This window comes from Curtobacterium sp. MCPF17_018 (genome assembly GCF_003234135.1).
In the GTDB taxonomy this organism is placed as follows: Bacteria; Actinomycetota; Actinomycetes; order Actinomycetales; family Microbacteriaceae; genus Curtobacterium; species Curtobacterium flaccumfaciens.
In genome coordinates, this window is record NZ_QKSJ01000010.1 from 169,093 (window position 1) to 183,189 (window position 14,097).

The 14,097-nt window shown below is 70.0% G+C and carries 11 protein-coding genes; 10 read left to right on the plus strand and 1 reads right to left on the minus strand.

Going from position 1 to position 14,097, the window contains the following annotated elements:
- Nucleotides 1-45: 45 nt before the first annotated feature.
- A complete protein-coding gene (locus DEJ27_RS13125; RefSeq protein WP_111091094.1) occupies nucleotides 46-1,110 on the minus strand; it encodes an App1 family protein in 1,065 nt (354 codons plus the stop codon).
- A 137-nt stretch (nucleotides 1,111-1,247) separates the two neighbouring features.
- Here DEJ27_RS13125 and DEJ27_RS13130 point away from each other — a divergent pair, with 137 nt between their 5' ends.
- The 10 genes from DEJ27_RS13130 to leuS all read left to right on the plus strand — a co-directional run bounded on the left by DEJ27_RS13130 (nucleotide 1,248) and on the right by leuS (nucleotide 14,093).
- Nucleotides 1,248-1,895, plus strand: coding sequence for a TetR/AcrR family transcriptional regulator (locus DEJ27_RS13130; RefSeq protein WP_111091095.1), 648 nt, complete (start codon nucleotides 1,248-1,250; stop codon nucleotides 1,893-1,895).
- Between the two features lie 228 nt (nucleotides 1,896-2,123).
- Entirely contained in the window at nucleotides 2,124-3,050 is a 927-nt protein-coding gene (locus DEJ27_RS13135) for an ABC transporter ATP-binding protein (protein WP_071248155.1), read from the plus strand.
- Nucleotides 3,047-3,763, plus strand: a complete 717-nt coding sequence (locus DEJ27_RS13140; RefSeq protein WP_111091096.1) for an ABC transporter permease — start codon at nucleotides 3,047-3,049, stop codon at nucleotides 3,761-3,763. Before DEJ27_RS13135 ends, DEJ27_RS13140 begins: the two co-directional genes overlap by 4 nt.
- Nucleotides 3,760-4,488, plus strand: a complete 729-nt coding sequence (locus tag DEJ27_RS13145; RefSeq protein WP_027465273.1) for an ABC transporter permease — start codon at nucleotides 3,760-3,762, stop codon at nucleotides 4,486-4,488. Before DEJ27_RS13140 ends, DEJ27_RS13145 begins: the two co-directional genes overlap by 4 nt.
- Nucleotides 4,485-5,408 carry an ABC transporter substrate-binding protein gene (locus DEJ27_RS13150; protein WP_110860197.1) on the plus strand — a complete coding sequence of 308 codons (924 nt, stop codon included), beginning with the start codon at nucleotides 4,485-4,487 and terminating at the stop codon, nucleotides 5,406-5,408. The genes DEJ27_RS13145 and DEJ27_RS13150 overlap by 4 nt, the downstream gene beginning before the upstream one ends.
- Nucleotides 5,409-5,681: 273 nt before the next feature.
- Complete coding sequence (locus DEJ27_RS13155) at nucleotides 5,682-7,094, plus strand: cytochrome ubiquinol oxidase subunit I (protein ID WP_027465275.1); 1,413 nt, start codon at nucleotides 5,682-5,684, stop codon at nucleotides 7,092-7,094.
- A gap of 16 nt (nucleotides 7,095-7,110) precedes the next feature.
- Nucleotides 7,111-8,115: a cytochrome d ubiquinol oxidase subunit II gene (cydB, locus tag DEJ27_RS13160; RefSeq protein ID WP_110860199.1), complete on the plus strand. Its 1,005-nt coding sequence runs from the start codon at nucleotides 7,111-7,113 to the stop codon at nucleotides 8,113-8,115.
- A 10-nt stretch (nucleotides 8,116-8,125) separates the two neighbouring features.
- Nucleotides 8,126-9,802, plus strand: a complete 1,677-nt coding sequence (cydD, locus tag DEJ27_RS13165; RefSeq protein ID WP_110860201.1) for a thiol reductant ABC exporter subunit CydD — start codon at nucleotides 8,126-8,128, stop codon at nucleotides 9,800-9,802.
- Complete coding sequence (gene cydC, locus DEJ27_RS13170) at nucleotides 9,799-11,487, plus strand: thiol reductant ABC exporter subunit CydC (RefSeq protein WP_110860203.1); 1,689 nt, start codon at nucleotides 9,799-9,801, stop codon at nucleotides 11,485-11,487. The genes cydD and cydC overlap by 4 nt, the downstream gene beginning before the upstream one ends.
- A gap of 50 nt (nucleotides 11,488-11,537) precedes the next feature.
- Nucleotides 11,538-14,093 carry a leucine--tRNA ligase gene (leuS, locus tag DEJ27_RS13175; protein WP_111091097.1) on the plus strand — a complete coding sequence of 852 codons (2,556 nt, stop codon included), beginning with the start codon at nucleotides 11,538-11,540 and terminating at the stop codon, nucleotides 14,091-14,093.
- Nucleotides 14,094-14,097: the final 4 nt, after the last annotated feature.

Consider the following 14,097-nt stretch of genomic DNA (forward strand, 5'->3'; position numbering starts at 1 on the left):
GGTCGGCCGAAGGGACTCCGGGCCGAGATCGTGATGAAGGGTCGCTCAGGCCGGGTCGGAGGCGTCGGACTCGATGATGCCGACGCGCGCGAGCTCGCTCCACAGGCCGGCGCCGTCCGGTGCGTACACCCAGGGCGCCGACGAGTCACGGGAGCGTTCCTGCGCCCGCGAGCGACCACCGGCCAGGACCGCTTCGCTCGTGGACAGCTGCCGGATGGCGACGCCCGCGACGTTGTCCGGGTGCTCCCGCGAGAAGTCGCCGTAGAGGGTCTCGTCGTGCTGTCCGTCGTCGCCGACCAAGAGCCAGCGGATGTCCGGGAAGTCCTTGGCGAGCCGCCGCAGGTTCTCCTGCTTGTGCAGTTGACCGCTGCGGAAGAACCGGTCGTGGGTGGGACCCCAGTCGGTGAGCAGGAGCGTGCCGGACGGGTACATGTTGCGCGACAGGAAGCGCTGCAGCGTCGGGGCGACGTTCCACGCTCCGGTCGACAGGTAGACCGTCGGGGAACCGGGGTGCTGCGCGAGGATCCGCTCGTACAGCACGGACATGCCCGGCACCGGGCGGCGGGCGTGCTCGGTCAGGACGAACGAGTTCCAGGCGGCGAGCATGGGGCGGGGGAGCGAGGTCACCATGACGGTGTCGTCGATGTCGGACAGCAGCCCGAAGCGGGTGTCCGGGTGCACGACGAACACGTCGGCCTCGACATCGCGCCCACCGCCTGCCGACAGCCGCACTGTGCGCCAGCCGGGCTCGAGGTCGATCGGGACGATGGTGTCGACGACGCCGCCACGGTCGGTCTTGACCACGTGGGAGACGCCGCCGGCGGTGACGGTGACCTCGGCGTGGTCGACGGCGACGCTCGTGAAGCTCTTCCAGCCGCGGACGCCGGCGTAGGAGACGTCGGAGGCGAGACCGCGGCGCGTCAGCAGCACACGGCAGAGGATGCGCACCCAGCCGGGCGCGCCGTAGCCGGTGTACGGGACCACCGTGGGCACCAGTCCGCGACGGCGTGCACGGTGCTCGCGGAACTCCTGGACGGCGTCCTCGATGCGGGCCGCGCGGTGCAGGAGCGGCTCGGCCAACGACGGCTCGTGGGGCGTCGGGTCGGGCATGGCGTCATCATCCCATGGACGGCTGACGAATCCGCGCGCTGGCGGAACTGGTGAGTCGCAGCCACGTTCCAGGCGGGTTCTGCGAAAGTTGTCCCCGTCACACCAACCAACCGCGCTGGGGCGCAAGAGGAGAACACGTGCTCGTCACCGAGGTAACGAACGCTCTGCCGGGGGGATCATCACTGCTCAGGAACGAGCCGGTCCAAGCCCGCAGTTCGGCGCGCCTCGCCGGCCTCCTCGACGCCGCAGCCGCGGTGATCGACGAGATCGGGTTCGAACGGCTCACGACCGCCATGGTCGCCGAGCGCGCGGGGGCGTCGATCGGCACCGTCTACCGGTACTTCCCGGACCGCATCGCCGTGGTCGAGGCACTCGCGATCCGCTGCACCCAGCGGCTCGCCTCCCGCTTCGTCGAGGTGCTCGACGCCAGCGGCGCCGAGACCTGGCAGGACGCCAACGACGCGCTCATCGACATGACCGCCGAGATGTACCGCACCGAGCCCGGCTTCCGGGCCATCCGCTTCGGCGACCCGGCGGACACCGGCACGGGCGATGCCGAGGACCGCATGGGCGCGCTCGGCGCGACCGTCGGCCAGATCATGCGAGACCGCTTCGGCCTGCCGGACGACGAGCGCATCGCCCGTGCCTGGGTCGTCCTCGCGGAGTCCGGTCACGCGGTGCTGGCACGGGCGCACCGCGACCGCGAACACCCCGACACGGAGCTGATCGAGGAGTACCGCCGGATGAACCGAGCACACCTGGAATCGGTGATCGCCGCGTCCTGACCACCCAGTCAGCCAGCGCGACACGCCGGTGACCGATCCGATCCGCCCGCGCCTCCGAACACCGAGGCGCGGGCGTCGTCGTCCCCGCCGATCCCGTCGAGCCCGTCGGCATCCCCGCCGCCCTGCGCACCGCCGCGGGTCCGTCACGGATCGTCACAGCGAACCGATGTCGGCACCCCCGGGTACTCTCATCCGGAGTCGGGCTACCTCCGAACAGAAGGGCACCCCATGATCGAGTTCCGCTCGGTGCGCAAGACCTACCCGGACGGCACGACTGCGGTCGAGCACTTCGATCTGGTCATCCCGTCCCGGACCACCACCGTCTTCGTCGGATCCAGCGGCTGTGGCAAGACCACGCTGCTGCGCATGATCAACCGCATGGTCGACCCCACCTCCGGAACCGTCGAGATCGACGGCTCGGACGTCGCCGGGATCAACCCCGTCGAGCTCCGTCGCCACATCGGGTACGTCATGCAGAACTCCGGACTGCTGCCGCACCGCAAGGTCGTCGACAACATCGCGACCGTCCCGCTGCTGACCGGCGTCTCCAAGGCCGATGCGCGGAAGCGCGCCCTCGAGCTCATGGACACCGTCGGGCTCGACCGTGCCTTCGCCGACCGCTACCCGTCACAGCTCTCCGGCGGCCAGCAGCAGCGCGTCGGTGTGGCCCGCGGGCTGGCCGTCGACCCGAACATCCTGCTCATGGACGAGCCGTTCGGTGCGGTGGACCCCCTGGTGCGGAACGACCTGCAGGACGAGCTCATCCGCCTGCAGCGTGAACTCGGCAAGACCGTCGTGTTCGTGACGCACGACATCGACGAGGCGTTCAAGCTCGGCGACCAGGTCGTCATCCTCAAGAAGGGCGGCGAGATCGCCCAGCAGGGGACGCCGGCCGAGATCCTCGCCGCGCCCGCCGACGACTTCGTCGCCACGTTCATCGGCGCCGGCCGCGGGCGCCGCGCACTCCGTGTCGAGCAGACGCCGACGGGTCCGATCGTCGTCGACGGTGAAGGCCGCGCGGCCGGCGTGCTGACGGGCCCCGTCGGGGTCGTCGACGCCGCCGAGGCCGTGCCGCAGTCCGACGCTCGAGCAGCAGAGGCCGGAGCGTCGCACGACGCACCGGGTGCTCCGGCGCAGGGTGGGGGCACCCGGTGAAGTGGGTGCTGGCGAACCTCGACACGATCTGGGACAACACCCTCTCCCACCTCGCGATCGCGATCCCGCCGATCATCGTCGCGTTCCTGCTGTCGATCCCGATCGGGTGGCTGGTGGTCCGGCTGCAGCGGCCCGGCGGGTCGCGCTTCGCATCGGGTGTGGGCAGCAGCATCGTGACCCTCGCCGGTCTGCTCTACGCCATCCCGTCGCTCGCCCTGTTCGTCGCGCTGCCGAGCATCATCGGCACGGACCTGCAGAGCCCGATCAACGTCGTCATCGGCCTGACGCTGTACGGCCTCGCACTGATGGTCCGGTCCACGGTCGACGGGCTGACCTCGGTCGACTCCGAGACCAAGTCCGCCTCGACCGCGATGGGCTACTCACCGGCGCAGCGGTTCTTCCGTGTGGAGCTCCCGCTCGCCGGTCCGGTCCTGCTGGCCGGGCTCCGGGTGGTGTCGGTCTCCACGATCTCGCTGACCACGGTCGGCGCGGTCCTCGGCATCCCGAGCCTCGGCCTCCTGTTCACCGACGGCCTGGGGCGCGGGATCTACGAGGAGATCCTCTCCGGCATCGTGATGGTGCTCGTGCTCGCCTTCGCCCTCGACGGCCTCCTCGTGCTGCTCGGGCGCCTGGTCATGCCGTGGACCCGGACGAACTCGGTGTCACGCCGACAGGCCCGCCGGGTCCTGCAAGCAGCGGAGGTCTCCTCGTGATCATCGGACAGGCCTTCGCGTGGGTGTTCGACCCCGCGAACTACGGCGGCTACAACGGCATCCCCCAGCGCCTCTGGGAGCACGTCTGGATCACCCTGCTCGCGGTGCTCATCGCCGCCGTCATCGCCGTGCCGGTCGGGTACGCGATCGGCCACACGCGCCGTGCTCGTGGCTTCTCGATCGCCGTGTCCGGCGGGGTGCGGGCGCTCCCGACGCTCGGCGTGCTCTCGCTGTTCGGGCTGCTGCTCGGCATCGGGCTGCAGGCTCCCTTGCTCGCCCTCGTCATCCTGGCGATCCCGTCGGTGCTCGCAGGTGCGTACTCCGGCATCGAGTCCGTCGACCCGGGGGTCGTCGACGCCGCGAAGGCCCAGGGCATGACCGGCTGGCAGATCCTGTGGAAGGTCGAGATCCCGCTCGGGCTCCCGCTCCTGATCGGCGGCATCCGTGCCGCTGTGCTGCAGGTCGTCGCAACGGCCACGCTCGCCGCGTACGTCGGGGCCGGTGGCCTCGGCGGGTACTTCTTCCTCGGCCTGAAGACCCAGGACTACGCCGAGATGCTCGGCGCCTCCATCCTCGTGATCGCCCTCGCGATCGCGTTCGAGATCGTGTTCGCCGTGCTGCAGCGGGCGGCGGTGCCGAAGGGCACCGCGGACCCGTCGGCCCGACAGCGTCAGGGGTCGCGTGAGCGAGCCCGCAATCCACTCCCGGAAGGAAATCCCTCGTGATCACAGCACCCAAGATCCGCGCCGGTGTCGCCGCCGCGATGGCGGTGGGCGTCGTCGCCGCCCTCGCCGGCTGCGCGTCGAGCGACCCGCTCGACAGCGGCTCCAGCGACTCGTCCGACTCGAAGACCATCGTCGTCGGATCGCAGCAGTACTACTCGAACGAGATCATCGCCGAGCTCTACGCCCAGGTCCTCGAGAAGGACGGCTTCGACGTGAAGCGCAACTTCAACATCGGGCAGCGTGAGGTCTACATCCCGCAGCTTGAGAAGGGCGCCATCGACGTCATGCCCGAGTACAGCGGCAACCTGCTGCAGTACTTCGACAAGGACTCGGACGCGAAGACCGCCGACCAGATCGACGACGGGCTCGACAAGGCCCTGCCGAAGGGCCTCCGGGTCCTCGACGAGGCCGACGCGACCGACCAGGACAGCTACACCGTCACGAAGAAGTTCTCCGAGGACAACGACGTCACGAGCCTCGCCGACCTGAAGAACGTCGACGAGAAGCTCACCGTGGGGGCCAACTCCGAGAACCAGACGCGGCCGTACGGGCCGAAGGGGCTCAAGTCGGTCTACGGCGTCGACGTCGACTTCAAGGCGATCGAGGACGGTGGTGGCGCCCTGACCGTCAAGGCGCTCAAGGACGACACCGTCCAGCTGGCGGACATCTACACGGCCGACCCGAGCATCAAGGCGAACGGCTTCGTCACGCTGAAGGACCCGGAGAACCTGATCCTGCCGCAGAACGTCGTGCCGGTCGTCTCGAAGAAGGTCGACGAGAAGGCTGCGGACGCGATCGACTCGGTCAACGAGAAGCTCACGACCGAGGCTCTGATCGAGCTCAACACCAAGAGCACGGCCGACAAGGAGAAGGCGTCCACCATCGCCGAGGACTGGCTCAAGGCCGAGGGTCTGCTCTAGCACCTGGCGGAAAGTAAAACGACAGGCGTCGGGTATCTACCCGGCGCCTGTCGTCGTTCACGGAGTGGCCAGCGCGAACATCGGTTCCGCACGGTTGTGCCGTGCAGAGGCTGTGCACGTTTGTGCACAGGGCGGTTCTACAAGTTGTCGAACTGGGGCGCGGCGCGATAGCGTTTGTGGTGTCCCAAGGGCTGTGACACCTGATGTATCCGTTCCACAGGAAGCAACTGACGTGCACGAACAGCGCGCGGCCACCCGTCTCGGAATCGCCGCATGAACGACCTCCTCGATCCGCTCCTCCTGTCGCGGTGGCAGTTCGGTCTGACGACCATCTACCACTTCCTCTTCGTCCCGCTGACGATCGGCATGGCAGCCGTGGTGGCCGTGTTCCAGACCGCCTGGTACCGGACCGGCCGCGCGCACTACCTGCAGCTGACGCGGTTCTTCGGGCGGATCTTCCTGATCAACTTCGCGATGGGTGTCGTGACGGGCATCGTGCAGGAGTTCCAGTTCGGCATGAACTGGTCGAACTACTCGCGCTTCGTCGGTGACGTCTTCGGCGCACCGCTCGCGCTCGAGGGGATCCTGGCGTTCTTCTTCGAGGCGGCGTTCATCGGCATCTGGATCTTCGGCTGGGACCGCCTGCCCAAGGGCCTGCACCTGGCGAGCATCTGGTGCGTCAGCGCCGGCACGATCATGTCCGCGTACTTCATCATCGCCGCGAACGCGTTCATGCAGCACCCGGTCGGCTTCGCGATGAACGAGGCCAAGGGTCGTGCGGAGCTCACCGACATCTGGGCGGTGCTCGGCAACAAGGTCGCCCTGGCCGCGTTCCCGCACACGCTCTTCGCCTGCTTCATGGTCGCCGCGGCGGTCATCATCTCGGTCGCGGCCTACCACCTGGCCCGCAACCAGAACCTCGAGACGATGATGCCGGCGCTCAAGTTCGGCATGTGGACGATGCTCGCGGCCGGCGCGCTGACCGTCCTGACCGGCGACCAGCTCGGACTGACGATGGTCGACACGCAGCCGATGAAGATGGCGGCGGCCGAGGCGCTGTACAACACCGCGACCGGTAAGGACGCCTCGTTCTCGATCTTCACGCTCGGTACCCCCGACGGTGTGCACGAGCTGTTCTCGATCCGGGTGCCGTACCTGCTGTCGTTCCTGTCGACGCACACGTTCAACGGCACGGTCGAGGGCATCAACGACCTGCAGGCGCAGTACACGCAGGTGTACGGCCCCGGCGACTACAAGCCGATCATCTGGGTCACCTACTGGTCGTTCCGCTGGATGATCGCCCTCGGCGTCGGCGCGGTCATGGTCTCGCTGGTCGGGCTGTGGCTGACCCGCAAGGGCCGGTTCCCGACGCAGCGCTGGGTGTGGCGCATCGCCACCTGGACCGTGCCGCTGCCGATGGCCGCGATGATCGTCGGCTGGGTCTTCACCGAGATGGGCCGCCAGCCGTGGCTCGTGTTCGGGCTGCTCCAGACGAAGGACGGTGTGTCGCCGAACGTGACCGGGCTCGAGGTCCTCATCTCGCTGCTGGTCTTCACCCTGATCTACGGCTCGCTGGCCGTCGTCGAGTTCAAGCTCATCAAGAAGGTCGCGCAAGAGGGGCCCGCCGACCCGGACGAGGTCGACGAGGAGACCGGCGAGGTCAAGCACGAAGTGACGGTCTACTAGAAATGGACGCTGCCTGATGGATCTCCCCGTTCTCTGGTTCGCGATCGTCGGCGTCTTCTTCGTCGGCTACTTCGTCCTCGACGGATTCGACTTCGGTGTCGGTATGTCCCTGCCGTTCCTCGGCAAGGACGACACCGACCGTCGGGTCCTGATCAACACCATCGGCCCGGTCTGGGACCTCAACGAGACCTGGGTCATCGTCGCCGGGGCCTGCCTGTTCGCGGCGTTCCCGGAGTGGTACGCCACGATGTTCTCCGGGTTCTACCTGGCGCTGCTGCTCATCCTCGCTGCACTCATCGTCCGAGGGGTGTCATTCGAGTACCGGCACCAGAACAAGCACCTCGAGTGGAAGCGCCGCTTCGACCTGATGATCATCGTCGGCAGTGCCGTGCCGTCGTTCCTGTGGGGCGTCGCGTTCGGCAACGTCGTCCGTGGCATCCCGATGGACGCCGGGCACAACTACACCGGCACGATCTTCGACCTGCTCAACCCGTTCGCGCTGCTGACCGGTGCCGCGACGCTGCTGGTGTTCTTCACCCACGGGGTCGTCTTCGTCGCGCTGAAGACCGAGGGCGAGATCCGCGTCCGCGCCAAGCGGCTGGCGACCCGGGCCGGCATCGTCACGATCGTCGTCGGAGCCGCGTTCCTGGTGTCGATGGCCTTCGTCCGGGCCACCCCGGCCTCGCTGGTGCTCTCCGTGGTCGCCGCCCTCGCCCTGGTCCTCGCGGTGCTCTGCAACGCCTGGGGCAAGGAGGGGCGCGCCTTCACGCTGATGGCGGTCACCATCGCCGCGATCGTGCTCGCGATGTTCACGGCGATCTTCCCCGACGTCATGCCGGCGTCGAACGACGTCGCCAACAGCCTGAACGTGTACAACGCCTCGTCCGGGGCGTACACGCTGACCGTCATGAGCTGGGTCGCGCTGATCTTCGTGCCCCTGGTCTTCGCGTACCAGGCCTGGACCTACTGGGTGTTCCGCAAGCGCGTCTCCCGCGCCCAGGTCACCGCGGCCGCGCACTAGGCGGACGACGATGAAGCCCCTCGACCCCCGACTCCTGCGGTTGTCCCGGACGGCGCGCGGCTTCATCGTCGCTGCCGCCGGCACCGGCGTCCTCCGCACGCTCGCGACCATCGCGATCGCGTGGGGGATCGCCGCGGCCGTCACCCTCGGGGTCGACGCCGTCGGCGACGGTACGGTCCCGGCGGCGTTCGGGCAGGCGCTCGCACTGCTCGGCGGCGCGTTCGTCCTGCGCGCGGTGGCCGCCTGGGCGACCGACGACCTGGCGGCACGCGCTGCTGCGAAGGTGAAGAGCGAGATGCGCACGACGGTGCTCGCCCGCGCCGCCGAGCGTGGTCCGTCGTGGCTGGCCGGCCGGTCGAGCGCCGGCTTCGCCACCACGCTCGGCCCCGGGCTCGACGCACTCGACGCCTACTTCGGCCGGTACCTGCCGCAGCTCGCGCTCACCGCGATCGCGACGCCGATGCTCCTGGTCGCGATCGGCCTGGGCGACCTGACGAGCGGGCTGATCATCCTGTTCGCCCTGCCGGTGATCCCGGTCTTCATGATCCTGATCGGCCTGGCGACGCAGTCCCTGCAGCGGAAGCAGTCGGACGCCCTCGCGAAGCTCGGTGGCGCCTTCACCGAAGCCGTCGAGGGGCTCGCCACGCTCAAGGTCTTCGGCCGTGCGCGCCGCCAGGTCGGTCGCATCGGGGCGGTCACCGACGAGTACCGCCGCGGCACGATCGGCGTGCTCCGGCTGTCGTTCGTGAGCGGCTTCGCGCTCGAGCTCGCCGCGAGCCTGTCCGTCGCACTGGTCGCCGTCTCGATCGGCATCCGCCTGGTCGACGGCTCGCTTGGCCTCGGCGCCGCGATGTTCGTGCTCGTCCTGGCCCCGGAGGCCTTCGCCCCCATCCGCCAGGTCGGCGCCGACTTCCACGCCGCCCAGGACGGCGTCGAGGCCTCGGCCGCGGTGCTCGACGTGCTGGCCCACGACGAGACCGCATCGCCGTCCGCGACCGGCAGCAGCGGCGGCAGCCGGACCGACACGGACACCGCAGCACCCGCCACCGCCCTGGACGTCCGCGGGCTCACCGTCCGCCGACCCGACGTCGTGATCGGACCGTTCGACCTGCACGCCGAGCCCGGCACCGTCGTCGTGCTCGCCGGCCCGAGCGGCTCCGGCAAGTCGAGCATCATCGCGGCGCTCCGCGGTGTCCTGCCGCACGACGGTGCCGTCACCGTGCCCGGCCCGGCCGGTGCCTCCGTCGCCGAGCGCACCACGTGGGCCGACCAGCGGCCGCGTCTCGTCCGCGGGACGATCGCCGAGAACGTCGCGCTCAGCGCGACCCCCGAGGACGCCGACGTGCGCACCGCCCTGGGCGACGCGGGGCTGGGACTCGACCCGGGCCTCCAGGTCGGTGCCGGTGGCAGCGGACTGTCCGGCGGCCAGGCACAGCGTGTCGCCGTCGCCCGCGCGCTGTACCGCGCGCGCCGCGCAGCCACGCCCCTCGTGCTGCTCGACGAGCCGACGTCCGCGCTGGACGCCGAGGCCGAGGCGCGGGTCGTCGCGGCCGCCCGTGGCCTGGCGGCCGACGGCGCGGTCGTCGTGGTCGCCAGCCACCGACCGGCGGTCGTCGCCGCGGCCGACGTCCGCGTGGACGTCCGCGTCGGCGGTTCCGTGACGGTCCGCAGGGGGGTGCGCGCATGAGCCGGGAGGCCCGTGGCCGCTCCGTCCTGCGGCTCGCGATGCCGCACGGGTCCGGTTGGGCGAAGGCGGTCGCCGCCGGGTCGCTCAGCGCGGTCTGTGGCGTCGCGCTCCTCGCCGCGAGCGGCTACCTGATCACCCGTGCCGCCGAGCACCCGCCGATCCTGTACCTGACGCTCGTGATGGTCGGCGTGCGCGCCTTCGCTCTCGGGCGGGCCGTGCTGCGGTACGTCGACCGGCTCGCCGGGCACGATGCGTCCTTCCGGCAACTGGCCGTGGTGCGGACGGAGATGTACCGGCGGCTGGCGTCGATCGCGCCCGCCGGACTCGGGCGGACCGGACGCGGCGACCTCATGACGCGCCTGGTCACCGACACCGATCGGCTGCAGGACCTGCCGATCCGCGTCGTCGGCCCGCTCGTCTCCGCCGGGGTCGTCGCGGTGCTGTCGGTCATCGCCGTGGCGCTCGTGTCGGTGCCGGCGGCGATCGTGCTCCTCCTCGCGCTGGCGGTCGCGGCCCTGGTCGGCACCGTCGTCACCCGGTCGATCGCCGAGCGCTCCGACCGCGAGACCGCCGCAGACCGGGGTCGCGTCGCGGACCTCGTGCTCGACACCGTCCGGACGCTCGACGTCTTCGCCGCCTACGGCACCCTCGACGAGCGGCTCGCGCACATCGCCCGGCTCGACGCCGGCGTCACCCGGGCCGTCCGTCGCCGTGGCTCGGTCGAGTCGCTCGTCGGTGCCCTGGTCGGCCTGGTCGGTGGCGGTGCGGTGATCGGGATCCTCGCCGTCGGTGCCCCCGCCGTGGTGTCCGGTGCGCTCGACGGTCCGCTCTGGGCGCTGGCGGTCTTCGTGCCGCTGGCGCTCTTCGAGGTCGTCGGGACCGTCCCGCTCGCCGTCCTGACGCTCCGCCGCGTGCGTGCCGCGGCGGAACGGGTCGAGCAGGTCGTGCCCGCCGAGGTGCCCGTCGGCATCGTCCCAGAGCCCGACGAGGACGCCGACCCAGCGTCGCTGGTGGTCGAGGGTGCGGTCACACTCGCCGTCCACGACCTGACGATCCGCTGGCCGGGGGCGGCCGAGCCCGCGGTCGACGGGGTCTCGTTCACGCTCGCGCCCGGCGAGGTCGTCGTGCTCCAGGGGCCGAGCGGTGCCGGCAAGTCGACCCTGGTCGACGCGCTCGTCCGGTTCGTGGAGCACGAGGGCTCCTACACGCTCGACGGCGTCGAGGCGAAGGCGATGCACCCGGACGCGGTGCGGGCGCGGGTCGGCCTGATCGAACAGGACCCGTTCGTGTTCGACCAGTCGGTGCGGCAGAACCTGCTCTTCGCCCGCGAGACCGCGACCGACGCCGAACTGCTCGCCGTGCTCGACCGGGTCGGCCTGGGGGACTGGGTCGTCCGACGGGGCGGGCTGGACGCCTCGGTCGGGGAACGCGGCGTGCTCGTGTCCGGCGGCCAGGCGCACCGGCTCGCGCTCGCCCGCGCACTGCTGCACGCGTTCCCGGTGCTGGTGCTCGACGAACCGACCGCCGACGTCGACCCGGACCTCGGTGACGCCGTGCTGCGTGACCTCGTCACCACGGCCCGCGCAGCGGGTCGGACGGTCGTCATCGTGTCGCACGTCCCGGTGGCGCCGGACCTGGTCGACCGCACCCTGCGGATGCGGGACGGACGCCTGCTCGCAGGGTGAGCCGACAGGCGGACGCGGGACGGGCCTCCCGGCTTGTATCGTTGACGACCGTGACCACCGAGCAGCACGCCGAGGACCCGAACGCCTACGACTTCCGTCGTATCCAGGAGAAGTGGCAGCCCCGCTGGGAAGAGCTCGGGCTCTTCACCACCGACCTCGACGACACCCGTCCGCGCAAGTACATCCTCGAGATGTTCCCGTACCCGTCCGGCGACCTGCACATGGGACACGCCGAGAACTGGGCGCTCGGGGACTTCGTCGCGCGCTACTGGCGTCAGCAGGGCTTCAACGTGCTGCACCCGATCGGCTGGGACTCCTTCGGGCTGCCGGCCGAGAACGCGGCGATCAAGCGCGGGGTGGACCCGAAGGACTGGACCTACGCGAACATCGAGCAGCAGAAGGCGTCCTTCAAGCGCTACGCGCCGTCGTTCGACTGGACCACCGAGATCCACACCTCGGACCCCGAGTACTACAAGTGGAACCAGTGGCTCTTCCTGAAGATGTACGAGAAGGGCCTGGCGTACCGCAAGGACAGCTGGGTGAACTGGGACCCGGTGGACCAGACCGTGCTCGCCAACGAGCAGGTCCTGCCCGACGGCACCTCGGACCGCTCCGGCGCCGTCGTCGTGAAGAAGAAGCTCACGCAGTGGTACTTCAAGATCACCGAGTACGCCGACCGGCTGCTCGACGACCTGAACCAGCTCGAGGGGCGGTGGCCGGCGAAGGTCATCGCGCAGCAGCGCAACTGGATCGGCCGCTCGGTCGGTGCCGACGTCGACTTCGTGATCGAGGGCCGCGACGAGCCGGTCACGGTCTTCACCACCCGTCCGGACACGATCCACGGGGCGACGTTCCTGGTCGTCGCGCCGGACTCCGACCTGGCGGCTGAGCTCGTTTCGTCTGCTCCGGACGACGTCCGTGCTGCGTTCGATTCGTACCTGGTCGCCACCCAGAAGACCTCGGAGATCGACCGACAGAACGCCGATCGCCCGAAGACCGGCGTGCCGCTCGGCCGGTCCGCGATCCACCCGCTCACGGGGGAACGCCTGCCGATCTGGGCCGCCGACTACGTGCTCGCCGACTACGGCCACGGCGCCGTGATGGCCGTGCCGGCGCACGACCAGCGCGACCTCGACTTCGCGCGTGCGTTCGACCTGCCCGTCAAGGTGGTCGTCGACACGAACGCCGCCGTCACCGGGGCGATCCCCGTCATCCCCGAGGGCGCGACGCTCGACGACTTCGACGTGCCGACCCTCGACCCGGTCGCCACCGGCGAAGCGCTGACGGGCCAGGGCCGGATGATCAACTCCGGGCCGCTCGACGGCATGTCGAAGCAGCACGCCATCACCGCGGCGATCGCGCTGCTCGAGGAACGCGGTACCGGCCGTGCCGCCAAGACCTACCGCCTGCGCGACTGGCTCATCTCGCGCCAGCGCTTCTGGGGCACCCCGATCCCGATCATCCACGGTGCCGACGGCACCGAGCACCCGGTGCCCGAGGACCAGCTGCCGATCGTGCTGCCGGACACCGAGGGGCTCGACCTCAAGCCGAAGGGCACGTCCCCGCTCGGTGGCGCGACCGACTGGGTGAACGTCCCGAACCCCGTCGACGGCACCCCGGCGCTCCGCGACACCGACACGATGGACACCTTCGTCGACTCGTCGTGGTACTTCCTGCGGTTCCTGTCGGCGAACGACGACACCCAGGCGTTCGACCCGGCAGCCGCGCGCCGCTGGGCTCCCGTCGACCAGTACATCGGCGGCATCGAGCACGCGATCCTGCACCTGCTGTACGCCCGCTTCGTCACCAAGGTGCTGTTCGACCTCGGGTACCTCGACTTCACCGAGCCGTTCTCGGCGCTGCTCAACCAGGGCATGGTGCTGTCCGGTGGCTCGAAGATGTCGAAGTCGAAGGGCGGCGTCTCGCTCGGCGACGAGCTCGACGCGAACGGCGTCGACGCCATCCGCCTGGTGATGGGCTTCGCCGGCCCGCCCGAGGACGACATCAACTGGGAGGACGTCTCACCGTCCGCCTCGGCTCGGTTCCTGGCGCGGGCGTACCGCCTGGCGCTCGACGTCACGTCCGCACGGGACGCCGTGTGGGCCGACGGCGACCGGGCACTCCGCCAGGTCACGCACCGGTTCCTCGCCGACGCCCCCGGGATGATGGAGTCGTTCAAGTTCAACGTCGTGATCGCGCGACTGATGGACCTGGTCAACGTCACCCGCAAGGCGATCGACAGCGGGCCCGGCGCCGGTGACCCCGCCGTGCGCGAGGCCGTCGAGACCATCGCGCTCGGCCTGAGCGTCTTCGCGCCGTACACCGGCGAGGAGATGTGGGAGAAGCTGGGCTACGAGGCCACCGTCGCCACGTACGGCTGGCGGAAGGCCGACCTGACGCTGCTCGTGCAGGAGACCCTGACGGCCGTCGTGCAGGTCAACGGCAAGGTGCGTGATTCGTTCGAGGTGTCGAAGTCGATCGAGCCGGACGAGCTCGAGCAGCTCGCGCGGTCGTCGGCCAACGTGCAGCGGTACATCGGTGACCGCGAGATCGTGAAGGTGATCGTCCGGGCGCCGAAGCTCGTGAACATCGCCATCAAGGGGTAGCGAC

Excerpts from the sequence above, each read along its gene's own strand:
- DEJ27_RS13135 (WP_071248155.1), top strand. The coding sequence starts at position 2,124 with ATGATCGAGTTCCGCTCGGTGCGCAAGACCTACCCGGACGGCACGACT.
- cydC (WP_110860203.1), top strand. The coding sequence starts at position 9,799 with ATGAGCCGGGAGGCCCGTGGCCGCTCCGTCCTGCGGCTCGCGATGCCG.
- DEJ27_RS13125 (WP_111091094.1), bottom strand. The coding sequence starts at position 1,110 with ATGCCCGACCCGACGCCCCACGAGCCGTCGTTGGCCGAGCCGCTCCTG.
- DEJ27_RS13155 (WP_027465275.1), top strand. The coding sequence starts at position 5,682 with ATGAACGACCTCCTCGATCCGCTCCTCCTGTCGCGGTGGCAGTTCGGT.
- cydB (WP_110860199.1), top strand. The coding sequence starts at position 7,111 with ATGGATCTCCCCGTTCTCTGGTTCGCGATCGTCGGCGTCTTCTTCGTC.
- cydD (WP_110860201.1), top strand. The coding sequence starts at position 8,126 with ATGAAGCCCCTCGACCCCCGACTCCTGCGGTTGTCCCGGACGGCGCGC.